This is a genomic window from Paenibacillus donghaensis (assembly GCF_002192415.1).
Taxonomy (GTDB): Bacteria; Bacillota; Bacilli; order Paenibacillales; family Paenibacillaceae; genus Paenibacillus_AQ; species Paenibacillus_AQ donghaensis.
The window spans coordinates 6,414,346-6,435,079 of record NZ_CP021780.1; the positions used below are offsets into that span (position 1 = coordinate 6,414,346).

At 52.8% G+C, this 20,734-nt stretch carries 16 protein-coding genes; all 16 read right to left on the reverse strand.

The features are described from left to right. Nucleotides 1-525: 525 nt before the first annotated feature. On the reverse strand, nt 526-1,941 hold the full coding sequence (argH, locus tag B9T62_RS29085; protein ID WP_087918442.1) for an argininosuccinate lyase: 1,416 nt from the start codon (nt 1,939-1,941) through the stop codon (nt 526-528). A 109-nt stretch (nt 1,942-2,050) separates the two neighbouring features. Continuing rightward, complete coding sequence (locus tag B9T62_RS29090; RefSeq protein WP_087918443.1) at nt 2,051-3,298, reverse strand: argininosuccinate synthase; 1,248 nt, start codon at nt 3,296-3,298, stop codon at nt 2,051-2,053. A gap of 788 nt (nt 3,299-4,086) precedes the next feature. Continuing rightward, on the reverse strand, nt 4,087-5,055 hold the full coding sequence (argF, locus tag B9T62_RS29095) for an ornithine carbamoyltransferase (protein WP_087918444.1): 969 nt from the start codon (nt 5,053-5,055) through the stop codon (nt 4,087-4,089). Beyond that, nucleotides 5,052-6,242, reverse strand: a complete 1,191-nt coding sequence (locus tag B9T62_RS29100; RefSeq protein WP_245864692.1) for an aspartate aminotransferase family protein — start codon at nt 6,240-6,242, stop codon at nt 5,052-5,054. The genes argF and B9T62_RS29100 overlap by 4 nt, the downstream gene beginning before the upstream one ends. A 490-nt stretch (nt 6,243-6,732) precedes the next feature. Beyond that, complete coding sequence (argB, locus tag B9T62_RS29105; protein WP_087918446.1) at nt 6,733-7,557, reverse strand: acetylglutamate kinase; 825 nt, start codon at nt 7,555-7,557, stop codon at nt 6,733-6,735. Between the two features lie 17 nt (nt 7,558-7,574). Continuing rightward, nucleotides 7,575-8,804 (reverse strand): bifunctional glutamate N-acetyltransferase/amino-acid acetyltransferase ArgJ, encoded by a 1,230-nt coding sequence (argJ, locus tag B9T62_RS29110; RefSeq protein WP_087918447.1) that lies wholly within the window; start codon nt 8,802-8,804, stop codon nt 7,575-7,577. A gap of 20 nt (nt 8,805-8,824) precedes the next feature. After that, the gene (argC, locus tag B9T62_RS29115) at nt 8,825-9,874 is read right to left on the reverse strand and encodes an N-acetyl-gamma-glutamyl-phosphate reductase (RefSeq protein WP_087918448.1); all 1,050 of its coding nucleotides are present in this window, start codon (nt 9,872-9,874) and stop codon (nt 8,825-8,827) included. A gap of 203 nt (nt 9,875-10,077) precedes the next feature. Then, the gene (locus tag B9T62_RS29120; protein WP_087918449.1) at nt 10,078-10,962 is read right to left on the reverse strand and encodes a YitT family protein; all 885 of its coding nucleotides are present in this window, start codon (nt 10,960-10,962) and stop codon (nt 10,078-10,080) included. 228 nt (nt 10,963-11,190) lie between these two features. Then, a protein-coding gene (gene prfB / locus B9T62_RS29125) for a peptide chain release factor 2 (RefSeq protein WP_157794056.1) occupies nt 11,191-12,304 on the reverse strand; the annotation gives its coding sequence in 2 pieces (ribosomal slippage) (nt 11,191-12,231 and nt 12,233-12,304; 1,113 coding nt in all). 707 nt (nt 12,305-13,011) lie between these two features. Continuing rightward, a complete protein-coding gene (gene secA, locus B9T62_RS29130; protein ID WP_087918451.1) occupies nt 13,012-15,522 on the reverse strand; it encodes a preprotein translocase subunit SecA in 2,511 nt (836 codons plus the stop codon). Nucleotides 15,523-15,795: 273 nt separating this feature from the next. After that, nucleotides 15,796-16,353, reverse strand: coding sequence for a ribosome hibernation-promoting factor, HPF/YfiA family (gene hpf, locus B9T62_RS29135; RefSeq protein ID WP_087918452.1), 558 nt, complete (start codon nt 16,351-16,353; stop codon nt 15,796-15,798). A gap of 312 nt (nt 16,354-16,665) precedes the next feature. Next, nucleotides 16,666-18,108: an S-layer homology domain-containing protein gene (locus B9T62_RS29140; protein WP_169834450.1), complete on the reverse strand. Its 1,443-nt coding sequence runs from the start codon at nt 18,106-18,108 to the stop codon at nt 16,666-16,668. A gap of 254 nt (nt 18,109-18,362) precedes the next feature. Further along, nucleotides 18,363-19,340 carry an Rpn family recombination-promoting nuclease/putative transposase gene (locus tag B9T62_RS29145; protein WP_169834451.1) on the reverse strand — a complete coding sequence of 326 codons (978 nt, stop codon included), beginning with the start codon at nt 19,338-19,340 and terminating at the stop codon, nt 18,363-18,365. 218 nt (nt 19,341-19,558) lie between these two features. Continuing rightward, nucleotides 19,559-19,756: a cold shock domain-containing protein gene (locus B9T62_RS29150; protein ID WP_019915069.1), complete on the reverse strand. Its 198-nt coding sequence runs from the start codon at nt 19,754-19,756 to the stop codon at nt 19,559-19,561. Nucleotides 19,757-19,983: 227 nt separating this feature from the next. After that, the gene (locus B9T62_RS29155) at nt 19,984-20,319 is read right to left on the reverse strand and encodes a flagellar protein FliT (RefSeq protein WP_087918455.1); all 336 of its coding nucleotides are present in this window, start codon (nt 20,317-20,319) and stop codon (nt 19,984-19,986) included. Next, on the reverse strand, nt 20,312-20,722 hold the full coding sequence (gene fliS / locus B9T62_RS29160; RefSeq protein WP_087918456.1) for a flagellar export chaperone FliS: 411 nt from the start codon (nt 20,720-20,722) through the stop codon (nt 20,312-20,314). Before fliS ends, B9T62_RS29155 begins: the two co-directional genes overlap by 8 nt. Nucleotides 20,723-20,734 lie beyond the last annotated feature (12 nt).

Genomic DNA, 20,734 nt, shown 5'->3' on the forward strand with positions numbered 1-20,734 from the left:
GACGTTGCGGACTCAGGAGCACCTATTTGCTGTAAATAGACCGTTTTGCAGGATTAACGGACCCAGGAGCCTCTATACCACAAAAAAACCTTGGGTTAGGTCTTATTTTGACGACTTAGGGGCTATACGGTCCGTAAGACGTCAAAAGATCGCAGAAAGGAGGAAATAGGGGCTATACGGTCCGCTAGAATGTGGGTTACCTTATAGTTCAAGGGCTTGGAGTCTTGCAGGGTCCTAAGTAGTAGACCGAACCTGCAACTAATTTCGAGTGAATTACCCCTGGAACGCTCAAACGTCCAAAATAGATGGGTATTCGCACTTATTTCCTCCAAAACAGAAAAAATCGTCTAATTAGGTGCGTTCTCGCAACTAATTATTCAGCCTCCTAATTATGGAATAGAGTCTGTAGGGTTCTTAATATAAGGAGCCCTAAGCAATAACCTTATATTTCACAAAAAAGACTGCCTTCCCGCATCACCCGATGCAGTGGAAGACAGTCTTTTCATATAGCAGGCAGTGCGTGGCCTAGTGGCCTGTGCCTCCATGCCGGACAACCCACGCCTTGGCAACCAGCAGAGACTGCTCGGCACGCTCCAGCGCAGCCTTCACCTGCACGGTGGCTGTTCCGCCGTACACATTGCGGGCATCCACTACGGCTTCCGGCTGCAGCACGGCATAAATCTGCTCGTCGAACAGCTCCGAGAACTGCTTGAACTCATCCAGCGTCAGATCGAGCAGGAATTTGCGCTCGTTGATGCAGTAGAGCACCGTTTTGCCGATCACCTCATGGGCTTGGCGGAACGGCAGACCTTTGCCGACCAGGAAGTCGGCGATATCGGTCGCGTTGGAGAAATCCGTGTTCACCGCCTCACGCATCCGCTGCTTGTTGACCTTCATCGTAGTAATCATCGGTGCAAACAGCTGCAGCGCTCCGGTCAGTGTGGCTACAGTGTCGAACATGCCTTCCTTATCTTCCTGCATATCTTTGTTGTAAGCCAGCGGCAGCGACTTCAGCACAGTCAGCAGTCCGATCAGGTTGCCGTAGACACGGCCGGTTTTGCCGCGCACCAGCTCGGGCACGTCCGGGTTCTTCTTCTGCGGCATAATGCTGCTGCCGGTGCAGAAGGCATCGTCCAGCTCTACGAAGCTGAACTCGGTGCTGCTCCACAGCACCAGCTCCTCGCTGAGCCGAGAAAGGTGGGTCATCACCAGCGAGGCGTTCGCGAGGAACTCGACGATGAAGTCACGGTCGCTGACTGCATCGAGGCTGTTCTCGTAGACACTGTCGAAGCCGAGCAGCTCGGCTACATAATGACGGTCAATCGGGAACGTCGTGCCGGCCAGTGCCCCTGCCCCCAGCGGCAACACGTTGATCCGCTTGTAGCTATCGGTCAGGCGCTCCGCATCGCGGCGGAACATAGAGACATAAGCCAGCAGATGGTGAGCGAACAGAATCGGCTGGGCACGCTGCAGATGCGTGTAGCCGGGAACAATCGTCTCCAGATTGTCCTTGGCCTGCTCAATCAGCGCCTCCTGCAGCTCATGCAGCAGAGCCACCAGCTCCACTACACGATTACGCAGATAGAGATGCATATCGGTGGCTACCTGGTCATTACGGCTGCGGCCCGTATGCAGCTTGCCGCCAACCGGGCCTACTTCGGCAATCAGATATTTCTCCAGATTCATATGAATGTCTTCATCGGCTACGGAGAATTCCACTTCACCCGCACGAACCTTGTCCAGCACCTTCTTCAGTCCGTCCTTAATCGTCTCCACATCGGCCTGCGGCAGGATGCCACACTTCCCCAGCATCGAGACATGGGCCAGACTGCCCTGCACATCCTCCTCCGCCAGCGCCTTATCGAAGCCGATCGAAGCCGTATATTCCTCCACCAGCTTGTTGGTTCCTTTGGTAAAACGTCCGCCCCACAGCTTGCTCACCTCTTGACTCCCCCTCGTATAACATCAGAGGGCCGCCCCTGTCCTGACGGGAGGAACGGCCTTCTGATGAATTGGTTTATATGTTCAGTTTGTATATTCAGTATCCTGCTTATTCGGCTGTTAGTTTCGCAGATTCGGCTACACCAGCCGACACCTTCAGGCGCAGCGCGTTCAGGCGGATGAAGCCGGTCGCATCGCCCTGGTCGTAGGCCTGGGTTGGATCAGCTTCCATCGTAGCAATATCCGGGTTGTACAGGCTGACCGGACTCTTCACTCCAGCGCCGATAATGTTGCCTTTGTACAGCTTTAGCCGTACTGTACCTGTTACATTCTGCTGACTTTCGGTTACCAGTGCCTGCAGTGCAATCCGCTCAGGCGCGAACCAGAAGCCGTTATACACCAACGTGCTGTAACGGGTAATCAGCGAGTCGCGCAGGTTCATCACTTCGCGGTCCATGGTAATGGACTCCATTTTGCGGTGAGCGCTGAACAGGATCGTGCCACCCGGCGTCTCATATACGCCGCGGCTCTTCATGCCGACGAAACGGTTCTCCACCATGTCCACCCGGCCGATGCCGTGCTTGCCGCCCAGCTCATTCAGCTTCTCCATCACCTGAAGCGGCGTCAACGGCTCTCCGTTCAGGGCTACGCAATCGCCCTTCAGGAAGTCCAGCTCCAGATATTCCGCTTGATCCGGCGCATCCTCAGGAGCGTTGCTCAGCAGGAACATGCCTTTGTTCTCGTCTGCGCTTGGATCAAACCATGGATCCTCCAGCACGCCGCTCTCATAGCTGATGTGCAGCAGGTTGCGGTCCATCGAGTACGGCTTAGCCGCCGAGGCCTGGACCGGAATGCCGTTCGCTTCCGCGTAGGCGATCATCTCTGCGCGGCCCGGGAACTGGCTGCGGAATTCCTCCAGCCGCCAAGGAGCAATGACCTTGATGTTAGGCGCGAGCGCGGCCACGCCCAGCTCGAAGCGCACCTGGTCGTTGCCTTTGCCGGTTGCGCCGTGGGCAATCGCCGTTGCGCCTTCTGCGATGGCGATATCGACCATCCGCTTGGCGATCAGCGGACGTGCAATACTCGTGCCGAGCAGGTATTGCCCTTCATATAGCGCACCCGACTGGAACATCGGGTAGATGAAGTCATTCGCGAACTCATCGCGCAGGTCGTCGATGTAGACCTTCGACGCGCCGGTGGCGAGCGCTTTTTCCTCCAGACCGTCCAGCTCTTCCTTCTGGCCGATATCGGCCGTGAAAGCAATAATCTCCGCATCATAGGTTTCTTTCAGCCATTTGAGAATGACTGAGGTATCCAGCCCGCCGGAATAGGCGAGTACAATCTTTTCTTTAGCCATGGAGAAGCAACTTCCTTTCGTGGATCAGATTCATATGGGATGATGAAATCCCGAACGTTCAACGCAAATAGATGCGAAAGTGCAACTAATTTCAGCTGAAACCTCTGTCAGGAGGTGATTAAGTGCGATATTGCAACTAATTTCAAGTAAATCAAGTATTCTAAGCCCAAAATCGGGAATAAAGTGCCTTTTTGCAACTATTCGCTCCAAAACGGAAAAAATCAGCTAATTAGATGCACTATTGCAACTAATTCAGTGGCTCGGACTTAGGGAACCACTACAAAGTTAAATCTTCGATATTCTCATCATACGGAGGCCGCCTAAGCACTAACGAAGTGATTTAGCTGTATAACGTACACTTAAATACTCCAGTTTGTACGCAGAATTCACTTTAGCTGTATTCTGTACAGTTAAAATCGCGCCAAGTCGCTCATACCGGCTTATTCCGTAATTATAGCTGTACAGAATACAATTAAAAGGTAAAACAGTCGCATTTCCGCCGGAATAACTGTACGAAATACAGTTAAGTCCGCGAAACGCAGGGTAACTGCAGCTGATGTGCCAGTTCGCTCGGCCATACAATGAAACTAACTGCAAAATGTATCTGCTGCTCGGCCAGTTCCATTATCCAGCCCCACTACAACTCAGCACATCAACTACAGTCAGTCTCATAACAGCCTTAACCTACCTCAGCACATCAACTACAGTCAGTCTCATAACAGCCTTAACCTACCTTAGCCTACCAACTACAGTCAGTCTCATAACAGCCTTAACAGCCTTAACCTACCTTAGCCCATCAGCGCTGCCATCAGCGCCTTCTGTGCGTGCAGGCGGTTCTCCGCCTGATCGAAGATCACCGAGTTCGGCCCGTCGATCACGCCGGTGCTGACCTCTTCCTCCCGGTGGGCCGGCAGGCAGTGCAGGAACAGATAGTCCGGCTTCGCGCCTTGCACCAGCTGCTCATTGACCTGGTAGTCCTTGAACGCCGCTTCGCGCGCCAGCTGCTCCTCCTCGAAGCCCATGCTCGCCCACACATCCGTGTAGATCACGTCTGCGCCGCGCACCGCTTCCTGCGGGCTGCGGGTGATCACGATCTCCGCGCCGGTTCCGCGGGCGATCTCGCGCGCCTCCGCCACGACAGCCGCATCCGGCTCATAACCCGCCGGTCCGGCAATGGATACATGCACGCCCAGCTTCGCGCCGCCGATCAGCAGCGAATGGGCCATGTTGTTGCCATCGCCGATGTAAGCCAGCTTCAGACCCTTGAGGCGGCCTTTGTGCTCATAGACCGTCTGATAGTCCGCCAGCACCTGGCAAGGATGCGCCAGATCGCTTAGTCCGTTAATCACCGGCACGGACGAGAACCGCGCCAGATCCTCCACCTTGTCATGCCCAAAGGTGCGGATCATGATGCCGTCGAGATAGCGCGACATCACCTGCGCCGTATCGCCGACCGTTTCGCCACGGCCGAGCTGAATGTCATTCTTACTCAGGAACAATGCGTGTCCGCCGAGCTGATACATCCCCACCTCGAACGATACACGTGTCCGAGTCGAGGATTTCTCGAAGATCAGCCCGATGGTCTTGCCCAGCAGCGGCTGATACACCTCACCGCTCTTCTGCTTGCGTTTCAGCTCTATAGCTAATTCGATCAAATAGGTAATCTCTTCTGGAGTATAGTCGTTCAGCTCCAGTAAATCGCGGCCTTTCAGCTGCTGTGCAATCCCTTGCGGATCGCTGATTACGCCCTGGCTCATGCCCCTGCCTCCCCGTTTGCTTGTGTAGCATAAGTATGAATGAGATCCGAAAGGATGTCCACCGCCTGGTCGATCTCCTCTTTGCTTACATACAGATTAGGCAGCAGGCGCAGCACATTCGGGCCGGCTGTAACGAACAGCAGTCCCCGCTTCTGGCCCGCCAGTACGATCTCGCTTACCGGCTGCTTGCATTCAATGCCGATCAGAAGACCTTTGCCGCGGATATCGACCACAAACGGTGTATCACCCAGCTTCTCCTTCAGCAGTCCAGTCAGGTACAGGCCCATCTCCGCCGCGCGCTGCGGCAGCTCATCCTCCAGCATCGTTTCGATGGTGGCGGCCATAACCGCCGTTGCAAGCGGCGTGCCTCCGAAGGTGGAGGCATGGCTGCCCGGCGAGAACGCTTCGCGCAGATAGCCCTTGCCCAGCATAACTCCAGCCGGGAAGCCGCTCGCTACGCCTTTGGCAAGCGTAAAAATATCCGGCTCAATCCCATAATGCTGATGCGCGAACAGCTTGCCCGTACGGCCCATGCCCGTCTGCACCTCGTCCACGATCAGCAGCAGGCCATGCTGCTTGCACAGCGCCACCACCGCGTCCAGGAACTCCGCCTGAACCTCCAGCACGCCGCCTTCCGCAAGCACCATCTCCAGCATGATCGCTGCGGTGTGCTCGCCGATGGCCGCTTCCAGCGCCGGCAGATCATGCAGCGGCACGGTCTTGAAGCCTGCCGGAAGCGGCAGGAAGCCTTCCTTGACCTTCTGCTGCCCGGTCGCAGTCAACGTGGCCAGCGTGCGGCCGTGGAACGACTGCTCGAACGTGATGACCTCATAGCGGTCATCGCCCTTCACCTTCTGGTGATAGCGGCGCGCCAGCTTGATCGCCGCCTCATTCGCTTCCGCCCCGCTGTTGCAGAAGAACGCCTGATCCGCGCAGCTGTTCCCGGTCAGGAGCTGGGCGACTTTTTGCTGCCCCGGAATCTGGAACAGGTTGGAGACATGCCACAGCGTGTCGATCTGCTCCTTCAGCTTGGCGCCGACCTTCTCTGGAGCGTGACCGAGGCTCGTTACCGCCAGCCCGCAGGTGAAATCCAGATATTTGTTTCCCTGATCATCCCATACCCAGCTGCCCTTGCCTTTGACCAGCGCAAGATCATATCTGGCATAAGAAGGAAACACTGCACTCATCTTGCCTTCGGCAGCCACCGGCTTGCCCTGTTCCTTCAACTGCGCTTGCTGCTGTCCTGCAGCTGTCTGCACTTCCGCTTCAGTAAGTTTGCCCATCCCAAGTCACTCTCCCATCGGCGGCCCCGCGAAGGAACCCGCACTGTTAAATTGTTGTCCAGCCAGCTGTCCGCTGTATATGTTGTCCGCCTAGTGGTGTGTCTTCAAACCTAAGCTTCAGGAGGGATCACAGATTGAGCAGCAACAGGTAGAGAAATCTTCTCTCCCCATCGCCGCTTGAATGTCTTTGTCCTCCGAATCATCGGGTTTGAAGACAACTCCGAGTTGTCCCCTTACTCTACGCTATTGTTATCCTCGCAGCTGTCCCCTATAAATTGTCGTTCCCCCAGCTATCCAACGCCACGTTCTACCCTGACCGGGCATTACGCCAACGCCGATCCTTAAGCCGCAGCCCTACTCTTCCCCATACATCAGCTGCGCTCTAGCTCTAGCCCTACTCCCGCACAATCCGCGTACCAAGTGCTTCGCCATTCATCACCCGGCTCAGCACCCGCGGCTCTTTGCCGTCTACAATCACTACCTCCGACACGTCACCTTGAATGCAGTCGATGGCAGCACGCACCTTTGGGATCATGCCGCCATAAATTTCACCGCTCACAATCAGATGTTCAATTTCTCGCACCGTTACCGACGGAAGCACTACCTTGCGCCCTTCCACGGTACTCATAATACCCGGCACGTCCGTCACCACAATCATCCGCGAAGACTGTAGATAAGAAGCGACAGCCCCAGCCGCCGTATCCGCATTTATATTATAACGTTGCCCTGCGGCATCCACACCAATCGGTGCGATCACCGGAATATAGCCCATGTCAGCAATCCCGGCCACCAGCCCCGCATTCACCTCAGTGACTTCTCCAACCCAGCCAACCTCCGCGCTATTCGCCACTGGCTGAGCTGTAAGCAGGTTGCCATCCACACCGGACAGCCCCAGCGCCAGTCCGCCCTGTAGCTGAATCCGCCGCACAATCGCCTTGTTGATGCTTCCCGCCAGCGTCATCTCCACCACATCCAGTACTTCCGCGCTCGTAACCCGCAGCCCATTCACGAAGCTGCTCTCAATGCCAAGCTTCGCCAGATTCTCAGAAATAGCTGGTCCGCCGCCGTGTACAATCACAGGCTGGATGCCGCTCTGCTGCAGCTCGCGCAGGTCCGTGAAGAAGGAATCCGGGAGCGCAGCCAGCGTACTGCCGCCACATTTCATAACGAAACGTTTGCTTGTGCTGATATCTTCTTTGCCATTAGTATTCGTGGTCATTTCAAGTCCTCCAGACATCAGGTACGGTATGCGGCATTGATGCGCACATAGTCATAGGTCAGGTCGCAGCCCCAAGCCGTGGCGGCTCCGCTGCCGTCCTGCAGGTCCACGGTGATGGTGATCGTTTCGCTCTTCTGCAGATAGGCCAAGGCCAATTCTTCGTCAAAAGCGACCGGACGCGACTGCGACAGCACCGGAATCTCGCCCAGCGCAATATCCACCCGGTCCGGCGATACCGGAACACCCGCACGCCCGACAGCAGCAATGATCCGCCCCCAGTTGGCGTCCGCGCCGAACACGGCCGATTTCACCAGACTGGAGCCGACTACCGTCTTGGCAATCGCAGCTGCGGCTTCCGCATGGACCGCACCATTCACCTGTACCTCGATCAGGTGGGTAGCCCCTTCCCCGTCACGGGCAATCGACATCGCAAGACTGCGGCAGACATGCGTGAACGCAGCGGCAAAAGCGTCCCAATCCGGATGCAGCTTGCCCAGCACTTCATTCCCGGCCAGCCCGCTGGCCATCGTCACCAGCATATCGTTGGTACTTGTATCTCCGTCGACCGTGATCATATTAAAGGTAACCTCAGTCGCCTGCCGGAGCAGACCATGCAGATCCTCCGCCGCAATCACGGCATCCGTCGTCATGAATCCCAGCATCGTCGCCATATTAGGGTGGATCATCCCCGAGCCTTTGGCGGCTCCGGCGATGGTGACCAGCTTGCCGCCGACCTTCACCTGCACGCAGCATTCCTTCTTCACCAGGTCTGTGGTCAGAATCGCCTGGCAGAATTCCTCGGCACCCGCCGCTCCACCGTCCAACTTGTGTGGCAGACCGGCAATGCCGCTGCGCACGCAGTCCATCTTCAGCAGTTCACCGATGACTCCCGTTGAGGCAACCGCGACCGCTTCCTCTGCAACGCCAAGCTCACGGGCCGCAGCAGCACGCATCTCGTACGCGTCAGCCTCGCCCTGCTCGCCCGTACAGGCGTTGGCGTTGCCGCTGTTCACAATGACCGCCTGCAGTTTGCCGTCCACCAGACTCTCACGCGTGACCTTCAGCGGCGCAGCCTGAAACACATTGGTTGTATACACGGCCGCTGCCGTGGCAGGAACCTCGCACAGGATGACGCCGAGGTCGTTCCGGTCTGTTTTTTTGAGGCCGCAATGCAGTCCCCCTGCCTTGAAGCCCCCAGGCGTAGTGATGCTTCCACCCTCTATGATCGAGAATAATTGCTGGTTCATGTTATTGTTGCCGCTGACGCTTACGGATACACCGGGGTGTAGCCGAGGCCAAGGGTCTCCTCCCATCCCATCATCAAATTCAGGTTCTGTATCGCCTGGCCTGCCGCTCCCTTGACGATGTTGTCAATGACCGACACAATGGTAACCCTACCTGTACGGGCATCCGTCGCAAAGCCGATATCACAATAGTTGGAGCCGCTGACTTCCTTCGTGGCCGGCACAATCCCAGCATTACGCACTCGCACATACGGACGGCCCGCATAATACTTACGATATAATTCGATGAAATCCTCTTCTGTATGCTGACCCAGCATTCCGGCGTACATCGTGCTCATAATGCCCCGCGTCATCGGTACCAGATGAGTAGTGAAGGTGACTGTCACCTTCGCTCCGGCGATGTCCGTCAGCACCTGCTCAATTTCCGGGATATGCTGGTGTTTGTTGATTTTGTAGGCTTTGAAATTCTCATTGATCTCGGAGTAATGAACCATCAGGCTCGTTCCGCGCCCCGCCCCGGACACGCCCGACTTCGCATCAATAATGATGCTGTCCGGCTTAATCCAGCCCGCTTCCAGCGCCGGGATCAGCCCAAGCAGCGTAGCTGTCGGGTAGCAGCCGGGATTCGAGATGAAATCCACGCCTGCGGCACGTTCCCCATACACCTCGCACAGCCCGTATACGGCCCGCTGCAGATATTCATCCGCCGGAGCCGGGTGCTTATACCACTGTTCGTATTCAGCACCGTCTTTCAGCCGAAAATCGCCGGAGAGATCGACCACCTTCAGCCCGGCAGCAAGCAGCTGCGGCACCAGCTTAGTGCTGACACCGGAGGGCGTTGCCGTGAACACGATATCGGCCCGTTCCGCCATCTCCTGAGCATCCACACCGTCCAGCTCGCGCTCGATAATACCCGTCAGATGCGGAAATCCTTCCTCTATAGGCACCCCCGCACTGGACGAGGAAATCACAGACGTAATCTCTACCTTGGGGTGGCTCTGCAGCAGCCTGATCAGTTCCACGCCCCCATATCCTGTTGACCCGACAATCGCCGCTCTCAGCTTGCTCTCCATCTTCATCCCTGCTTCCCGTTTGATCGGTACCCGTTCTGGAAATATGTATTATTATACGTCTTAATTAATATAAATACAATACTTCTACAACAAAACCTGCCACTTCCCGGCAGGTCATCTTGTTTGAGCTATTATATTGATTTTATCCATCCCCAAGAGGTGGATTTATGAAGGAACCAAGGAACCCTCGGGCCAATTACGGATTAGCTCTCCCGTTTAAACCCTTCGCCAAGCACCTCGTGCGCATCTGTAATAATCACAAAAGCTCCCGGGTCCACCGAACGGACAATCGCCTTCAGCCGTGTAATCTCATTCTGTCCGACCACTACCATCAGCACCGTGCGGTCATCGCCGGTATAGCCGCCTTGACCGTTCAGCTTCGTCAGCCCGCGATCCAGGTCATTCAGAATGGCCTGCGTCAGCTCATCGTTCTGATTCGAGATAATGTACGCCACCTTGGTATAGCTGAAGCCTACCTCCAGCGCATTAATTACCTTGCCCGTAACGAACAACCCAATCAGCGCATACAGGGCCTGCTCCATGCCCAGCACAAAAGCCGCCAGTACAATCACGGTTCCATCCAACAGCACTACCGAAAGGGAGAAGCTGAGGCCGGTTATTTTCTGAATAATCTGCGCCAGAATGGTCAGTCCGCCCGTAGAGCCGCGCCCCCGGAACACCAGCCCGAGCCCCAGACCTACACCAATCCCGCCATATATCGAGGCCAGCAGCGGATTCGTTGTAGGCACCACTCCGTCTCTTGTAATAAAAATAAACAGCGGCAGCACAATGCTCCCGAGCAGAGAGCGCATCCCATATTGCTTGCCCAGGAACAGCACCCCAAGCACAAACAGCGGAACGTTAAGTGCCCATTGGGTAAAAGCCGGCTCCGCCCCAAACCAGGCTTCCGCCAGAACTGACAGTCCAGACACCCCGCCGGAGGCAATCTGGTTAGGCAGAAAAAATGAATTAAACGCCATCGCGGTAATCAGTGATCCCACGAGAATCAAGATCATATCCACCGTATGGCGCAGCGGCCCGTTGAGGGGAATCAGTGGCGGTTTGTTGCGCGAATTGATCTTTTGCATCGTTGTTCTCCGTTCTCTTTCATCTAAAATCTTTCCAGCGAACCAAGTAGAAACGGCTCCGCCGTCCTCTGCAAAGCGTATGCTTCCGAAGCAGCGATACTACATATCGCTTTCAGGCATTCGTTTCTGCGAGAAATAGAAGGATAATTTATGGGGTGGAACATATAAATTCTTATATTTCAAAAAATTCCCACGCCTCCGAAGACGCGTAGGAATGGACTTAGCTGTTTATTCCGTTTCCACTTTGATCTGGCTGCGCAGATACCCGTCAATGAAGCCGTCGAGGTCGCCATCCATTACAGCTCCAATGTTACCCGTCTCCACTAAAGTACGGTGATCCTTCACCATGCTGTATGGATGGAATACATAAGAGCGGATCTGGCTGCCCCAAGCGATATCGGACTGCTCGCCGCGAATCTCGTCCAGATGCTCCTGCTGCTCGATTAGCTTGCGCTCATAGAGCTTGGAGCGCAGCATTTTCATCGCCTGCTCGCGGTTCTTGATCTGGGAGCGTTCGTTCTGGCAGGTTACCACCACACCAGAAGGCAAGTGGGTAATCCGCACGGCAGAGTCGGTGGTGTTGATATGCTGTCCGCCCGCGCCGCTGGCCCGGTACGTGTCAATCTTCAGATCCTCGGTACGGATCTCTACTTCTACGTCATCTGAAATTTCTGGCACAACATCACAGGAGACAAAGGACGTATGCCGTCTGCCGGAGGAATCAAAAGGCGAAATGCGCACCAGCCGGTGCACCCCTTTCTCCGCTTTCAGATAGCCATACACGTTGAAGCCCTTGATCAGCAACGTCACGCTCTTGATCCCGGCTTCATCTCCGGGCAGATAATCGAGCACTTCCACCTTGAAGCCACGCTTCTCGGCCCAGCGGGTATACATCCGCAGCAGCATCTGGCCCCAGTCCTGGGACTCGGTGCCGCCGGCGCCGGGATGCAGCTCCAGAATAGCATTCAGCTTGTCATATGGCTGATTCAGCAGCAGCTGCAGCTCGAATTCTTCTACTTTGCCGCCGAGGCTGCGGATCGTCGCGCCAATCTCTGCGGCCAGCTCGTCATCGCCTTCTTCGTCGGCCAGTTCGGCCATCATTGCGGCATCGTCGTATTCCTGTTGCAGCTTCTCATATTGATCCACGGACAGCTTCACGTTATTCATGTCGGCGATCAGCGCCTGAGCCTTCTCGTTATCGTCCCAGAATCCGGGCGCTGCCATCTTCTCCTCGAAGTTGGCGATCATCTCCTGCTTCAGATCTAAGTCAAAGAGACCCCCTAAGGTCGGTAAGTTTCTTGCCTATTTCACGCAGGTCCTGCTTTACGTTGGGATCTATCATGGGTCACTTCACCTTTCAAAAATGTGTTATGCGGATGCGCTGATTGGACTTGGTAGACCGGCGATCCTGACTTCCGCTCCGCTGACGGATTATTCTTCCGATCGCTGTTGTCCCCGGAATCTCCAATCATCACCTTAAGGTTAGATTCCGGGGACAAAGGCGAACGCTGACGCTTCTCCAGAACAATTCCGTCCGCTGCGCTCCCAGATCACCAATGAGCACAAGCTCCAAAAAAGCGGTCAGGCCGCAAACGGGGGAAGCCCCCGGGCCCAGCCGCTTTTTATTCAAATATAATAATTGTTAATGCTTAGGCTCCGTGTGCTGAGAATTAGGCCTTCGCCTGATGAGAATATCGAAGACTCCGCTACGTGCTGGTCTTCTAAATCCATTCCACCGATTTAGTTGCAAATATGCATCTAATTTGGCCTTCTGAACGGAGATAGACCTGATTTACTCAAAATTAGTTGCACAATCGCACTTATTCCTCCGCCGGCTAGCGTTCTGTCTGAATTTAGTTGCAGTTTCACATCTATTTGCTTCGAACGCTCCAAACAACCTTCTAATTTCTCATTGGGACCTAAGTATAGAACGTGGACTTAAGAATGTTATATACGGAGTTGCCAGGAAACCCTATGCACCAGGCTTTCTGGCAACTCTACTACTCCATTCTTAGGTTCATCTTATATAACTAAGAATTGTTTGTTCGCTTACGCGTTCTGGCCGTGGCAGTTCTTGAATTTCTTTCCGCTGCCACAAGGGCAAGGATCGTTGCGGCCGATCGTTGCTTCCACATGTACCGGACGTTTCTCTGCAGGCTCGCTGTTGGTGGAGATTTTATCTTCCTCCACTACAGATTGACGCTCCTGATTCGTTTCGATGTGCGCCTTCATAATGTAGGTCGACACTTCTTCCTGAATTGCAGCAGTCATATCGTTAAACATCTGGAAGCCTTCGAATTGATATTCGCGCAGCGGATCGGTACCGCCGTAAGCACGAAGGTGAATCCCCTGACGCAGCTGGTCCATTGCGTCGATATGATCCATCCATTTACTGTCTACGGAACGCAGCACAATAACTTTCTCGAATTCACGAACCAGCTCGGCACCGAGGCTTTCCTCACGTGCAGCGTATTTCTCCAGCACACGGTTGAAGATAAATTCCGTAATCTCTTCAACTTCCTTGCCCCACAGGTCATCGCGGGTCAACTCGCCCTCCTCCAGCAGCTTGCTGTTGACGTAATCTGAAACCTCCTGAAGCTCCCAGTTCTCGGGGATATCATCCGTACAATGAGCAAGCACAACACGGGAAACAACCGGCTTGATCATCTCAATAACAATATCCTTAATGTTCTCGGACTCCAGAATCTCGCGGCGCTGCTTGTAGATAATCTCGCGCTGCTGATTCATGACATCATCGTATTGCAATACGACTTTGCGGATATCGAAGTTGTTGCCTTCTACCCGCTTCTGGGCCGATTCAACGGCACGGGTAATCATCCGGCTCTCGATAGGCTGATCTTCCTCGAACCCGAGGCGGTCCATCATGTTCAGCACATTGTCAGCGCCGAAGCGTTTCATCAGTTCATCGCCAAGCGACAGATAGAACTGAGTGGAACCCGGGTCTCCCTGGCGTCCGGCACGTCCGCGCAACTGGTTGTCGATCCGGCGGGATTCATGCCGCTCCGTACCAATGATATGCAGCCCACCCAGATCGGTTACGCCTTCTCCAAGCACGATGTCCGTACCGCGGCCCGCCATGTTGGTGGCAATCGTTACGGTACCCGACTGGCCGGCGAACGAGATGATCTCTGCTTCCGCCGCATGATGTTTCGCATTCAGCACACGGTGCGGCACGCCTTTGCGCTTCAGCATCTCGGATACAAGCTCGGAGTTCTCAATCGACACTGTACCTACCAGCACCGGCTGTCTCAATTTGTGGCGTTCTACAATCTCTGCTACTACGGCATTAAACTTGCCGTTCTCGCTCTTATACACGACGTCAGGCATGTCGTGGCGCTGATTAGGCTTATTCGTGGGTACCTGAAGAACCTCAAGACCATAAATCTTCTTGAATTCCTCTTCCTCCGTCTTTGCGGTACCGGTCATTCCGCCCAGCTTGCGGTACATCCGGAAATAGTTCTGGAACGTAATTGTAGCCAGGGTCATGCTCTCGTTCTGGACTTCAATTTCTTCCTTCGCTTCAATCGCCTGATGCAATCCATCACTGTAACGGCGGCCCGCCATCAGACGGCCGGTGAATTCATCGACGATAACCACTTCTTCATCTTCATTGACTACATAATCCACGTCACGACGCATGATTACGTTGGCCTTGAGCGCCTGTACGATATGATGATTCAGGGTAACATGGCTGTGGTCATACAGATTCTCGATGCCAAAAGCCTTCTCTGCCAATGCCACACCCTTCTCCGTCAATGCAACGGATTTCACCTTGATATCTACTGTATAATCCTCTTCTTGCGTCAGCTTCTTCACAAACCGGTCTGCGGCAAAATAGAGCTCAGTAGACTTCTCAGCCTGGCCGGAGATGATAAGCGGCGTTCTTGCTTCATCGATCAGGATGGAATCCACTTCATCAATAATACAGAAATATAACGGGCGCTGAACCATTTGCTCTTTATACAGCACCATGTTGTCACGCAGATAGTCAAATCCGAATTCGTTGTTCGTACCATACGTAATATCGCAGGCATACGCTTGTTGTTTATCAGCATGGTCCATGCCGCTGAGGTTAACCCCAACCGTCATGCCCAGGAAGTTATAGATTTGTGCCATTTGCGCACTGTCGCGCTGAGCCAGGTAGTCATTGACTGTGACAACGTGAACCCCTTTGTCCAGCAAAGCATTCAGATAGACCGGCAGGGTTCCTACCAGCGTCTTTCCTTCACCTGTTTTCATCTCGGAGATACGGCCTTCATGCAGCGCCATACCGCCTACCAATTGTACGTCAAAATGCCGCATGCCCAGCGTCCGTTTGGAAGCTTCGCGTACGGTAGCAAAGGCTTCGGGAAGAATTTCTTCCAGCGTCTCGCCTTTTTCAATACGTGATTTGAATTCTGCTGTCTTCGCCTGCAGCGCCTCATCCGAAAGCGCCGTGAACTCCGGCTCCAATCCATTAATTACATCGACTGTCTTCATGAGACGTTTGACATCACGTTCGTTGACGTCGCCGAATATTTTCTTTACAAGTCCTAGCATGGTTAACCCCTTTCATGCAACACAGATGGTGGAACCGAGCCCATCCTGAATAAATTGAAAGGGCCGCATGTATAAAATCGATTCCGCTGCTTCATAAATTGTAACAGTTTGTAAGGGAAGCCGCAATACAAGCTCTATCACCCTTATTTTTCATATTGTTATATACGCACAAGAGCCCTATCCGCAGTTCGCGGATAGGGGCTCGTTTCATTCATCAGATCATATTAGAACCCAAAGCGCTTTGTCTGATCAGGCAACTATCTTAAGCTCAGCCTAATCCTGCTGCTCGATCAAGCCATATTTACCATCATTGCGTTTGTAAACTACACTTACTTCCGATGTGTCGATGTTGGAGAATACAAAAAAGGTATGTCCCACCATGTTCATCTGCAGAATAGCTTCTTCCACATCCATCGGCTTCAAGGTGAAGCGCTTGTTCCGAACCACTTCCAAATCATCATCGTACTCCTGATCCTCTACAGCAACTGCGCCCGCCGCTCCCTCAACAAACAGGGTCTTCAGGCTGCCTTCCTGGCGGAATTTGCGATTCAGTTTGGTCTTGTGCTTACGAATCTGGCGTTCCAGCTTGTCCACCACGGCATCGATAGACGCATACATATCATCACTGCGGTCTTCTGCACGAAGCGTAACACCTGCCAGCGGGATAGTAACTTCCACCGTATGAAGGCCGCGAACGACGCCAAGCGTCACATATCCTTCTGAGGTAGGGGGTGCATCGAAATACTTCTCAAGTCTGCTGAGCTTCTTATCAACATAATCTCTCAAAGCGTCGGTCACTTCAATTTGTTGACCTCGAATGCTGAATTGCATGGGCACTCCTCCTTTGTTTACTTCTCCATTATAGCAAATTGTAAGAGCTAAGTAAAAAGTTGATCGCCATTCCTTCACATTCAGCTGACAAACCGTGTAATTTCGATCCCTCCCAAACCCTCCCTTCCAAGGGAGGGCCCCAAAGGGTTGCACCCTCTGGACTCCTGCAAGCTTGGCGAAAGATTCTGGCGGTACTGTGATTAGGGGCTTTGGAAGAAAATTGTAATTCCCTATACAGATAAAAAAATCCGGCAAGCGCGCAATATTCGCTTTTGCCGGATCAAATAGAAAATGTAATATGACGAATTTCTGCTATTTCGTATGAATACGGATTAATTCTACCGGAGACCAGGTATTGTCCGATCCTGTGATCAGATAGACCTTATATTCCGTATTGGCGCTAAGCCCGGTCAGGTTCAGCGTATATGGCGTGCCTGGAGCAGCCGATGTTACCGTGCCGCTGAACGGTACAGCTACTGCACTTCCCGAGCTATTTTGCCCATTGGCTATTTGCTGTGCACTAGGGTCAGCAGCGGTTCCTGGCAACACCAGGTATTTCACCGGAACGACCGCGCCTCCAGTCTGTCCGTAGGAGAAGTGAACGGCCGCTGTAGCTGTCCCCATCTCCAAACGTCCGACTCCAGTGATTGGTGTTCCAGTCGTTGCGGCTGTCTTCAGCTGCACAGTACTCACTGCAGACCAATTACCGGAACTGTCCGTAACCGTTACGTAAGTTAAATATTCCGTGCCAGGCTGCAAACCGTAGACAGAGAAGGCTACCGAAGTGTTAGCAACCGCCGTCTTGCTGCCATGATTCAAGCCATTCATGTTGGTACCGATTAGCCCATCCTTAACCTGCATAGCCGTAGGAGCCGTTGCATTGCTGCTGTAAGGGGCGACTACATAATAGACTGTACCGGTAACGGATGGAGTGAGGTATACATCGGCCGTAACCGAACCCACGTAACCGTAGGTCGCCCCGCTTACCGTTGGTACGGTAGGTGTGGTACCTCCACCTCCACCGCCGCCACCAGATCCTCCACCCGGATTAACTACAGGCGTAGAAGTTGGAGCAGGGCTAGCTGTTGGAGCTGGAGTAGCCGTTGGGGCTGTCGTAGGGGTCGGAGTAACCCCACCCGGTGCTGTCGGTTTATGAACAACCGAGCTGCCGATAATGCCGACCGCTTCCGCACGGGTCAACTCCCGTTTCGGTTTAAACGTTCCATCTGGGTAGCCATTCAGAATCTTCAGAGTGGACGCTGCTGCCACCGACCCGCGGCTCCATGCTGCGATCTGGGCATTATCTTTGAATTTGGTTGTAGTCGTTTGAGTGTTCAGCTTGAGGATCTTCGCTGTAATGACCGCTGCCTCTTGTCTGGAGAGCGGTTTGTCCGGACGGAAGGTGTTATCCTGGTAACCTCCGATGTATCCCGCAGCTACAGCTTTTGCTACTTCGCTATGCACCCATTTTGTACTCTTCACATCCTTGAAGCCGACAGTTGCCTTCTCGGTGTAGCCGAACAACCGGTTCACCAGTGCAACATATTCACCCCGGGTGATCGAGTTGTTGGGTTTGACTGTGCCGTCAGGGTACCCACCCAGATAACCTTTATTCAGCCAGTCCTGCAGCTGCGCCTGCGCCCAGTGCCCTTGAATATCCTTCGGCACTGGAGCTGCCGACACGCTGCCAAGAGAACCCAGCAACATGCTGATTCCCAGTAGTCCGGTCATAAGACCACGCCATTTCTTTTTCATCCTGTTGATCATCCTCCCAATCGTTATGGTAGCTTAAGCATCCTATTTACTCCGAAGAAACCGCTTCCGAAGCATAGGCCTTAGCTATGTGCGTCGAGGTAAGACAATAAGCTCAACGTATCTCATTACCCATATATTGGAGAATGTAAACCATTTCTTTTAAACAAAACTGCAATTATTGCAATATATGGATATTATCTGTTGTGAAATCACAATAAAAAGACCCCAGGAACGCTCCCGAGATCCGTATATTTTTATTTCAGTTTCTGAATCTCTTCCAGAGGTATTCCTACAGCTTCTGCGACCTTCTCCGGCGAAAATCCATGGCTCAGCAGCTTACGGATAATTTCTGCTTGTGCTTCTTCCTTACCCTCTGCTTTACCCTCTGCTTTACCTTCTGCTTTGCCTTCCGCCTTACCTTCTGCCTTACCTTCAGCTTTACCTTCAGCTTTACCTTCTGTCTTCCCTTCCTGCTTCCCCTCATCATAACCCCAACGTTTCCAAGCAGGCATTAATTCCATCATTGCTTCACCTTCCTCCGGGTAGTGTTCCAGCAGTTCTTGCAGAATCTCTTCATCCTGTACAGGATCAGGTTTGAAATACAAGTCAGCTACCGACATAATCAGTGCCATCCGCGCTTCATCGAAACGTGTTCGCAGCCGCATAAACATCCGCAGATACTGCAGCCGAACTTCTCTCGCTTCCCGTTCAGTATACCCCATTTTGGCCAGCAATGCAGCAGCCACCGGGTTATCAGAATAGATGAAATCACGCCAATTCCTCTTTCTAAGCTCTACCTTCAGGAACTGAAAACGCAGAATATCGTGCTCCGGTATCTTCATGGTCAACATGTCCGGTTCGTCCCTCACCTCATCGGCGGTAAAGATCGCGATCGGAATAATCAGCTTGTGTTCTTTCCGGTACCGCTCGAATAGACGACTGAAGTAAATAAACATCCGTTCGTGGAAATGGGTATCCCGATAAGACTGCGGCTCCAGATGAATCAGAATGAACCCGTCCATCCCTTTGTAACATGTCTCCAACAGCAGATCCAGTTCTCTCGCTTCTTCCCCTACAATATCTACCAGGAGCTCCTGCATCAGAAAGCGGGTTTCACTATAATCCAACATACAATCCAACTCCGGGAAAAACAGTTCAATAAATTCCTTGAAGAATGTCTCCAGTAGCTTCTTAAACGCCTCATCATGGGGAACAGGGCTTACACGATCCATCGCATCCATACCTCCCGTATCCGAAATGTCATCTATCAATCTACTGGAATTATATTACTCCTGATTTGATTTTGTCTATAATAAATCGAACATTAGTTCTTATTTATTTCCTCAGTTAAAAAGCAAAAAAAGACCCCGGGAGAATATCCCAGGGTCTGCGCTAGCGTTGCTCAATTGCTAACCATCTACCATATATGTAGGTCGGCTTCGCCGGATGATTATAATTTGATTACGTTAGCTGCTTGTGGTCCGCGTGCACCTTCAACGATATCAAACTCAACGGATTGTCCTTCATCCAACGTCTTGAAACCGTCTGTTTGAATTGCGGAGAAATGTACGAATACATCGCCACCATCGGCAGTTTCGATAAATCCATAACCTTTTTCTGCGTTAAACCATTTTACTTTACCTTCCATTGATTAAACATTCCCTTCGTCATCAGATGAACGTGAGTCTTGCTCACAAGTCGACTATACCACCGCTGCTTCTCCATTGTCAATTGGAATAGTAAATGTTTACTTTCAATATATTACCATCCAATATTGGCCTAGATTATGGTTCGACAAATAGTGATATTGGGTCAAAAAAAGGAGCAGACGCTAATTAATACCCGTCTGCTCCTTTAGTGAAACTATAGAAAAAATTATTTTTTTCGGTCCATCAAAAAGCTGTCCGGTGTATATCCTGCTTCGTATGCGCTGCGTTGCGCCTTGGCTTGATTGCGCTTCTGCAGCCAGTCCTGCGCCTCCAGCCGGAGGGCGTTCATACGAGCCAAAATCTCCGAATCCCGCTCCAACATTCGACCAATTTCCCGCTTCTGCGCATCCGACGGCTGACAGGAAACGACCAAATCTCCGATTTTATTCACTAGCTCCTGGCGCTCTTCCACGAAGGCTTCTAGCTCCTCATAAGTAGTTTCATAGAGCAGCCCCATCATATTATCTGTCAACTGCTCTAATCGCTTGATCCATTCATCCATGAGCGCCTTCTGGTGACAACGGCGTCTGCCCTTGCCCTGCTGCAATCTTAGAAGCTTGCAACCAAGTTTCCCGCAGTTCGGTCAAATATCCAACTGCTTCCTCAGCCTTTGCTGCATCCTTGCGGATATTCGCTTCTACGAGCAGGAAGCTCGTATATTCGTAGAGTGAATATAGTCCTTCAGACACCTCATAGCTGCGGTCAAGCGTGCTCATCAACTCACTGACAATCGTTTGCGCTTTACCGAGATTGGTATTTGTTTTCTCGAGATCGTTTTTCTTCAGTCCATCCAACCCTGCCCGGATAAAGCGAATCGCCCCATCATAGAGCATAATCACTAATTGGGCAGGTGTAGACGTCTGGACAGAAGACTGACGGTATTTATCGTAAGGAGAATTAATCAATGATCTCACCCT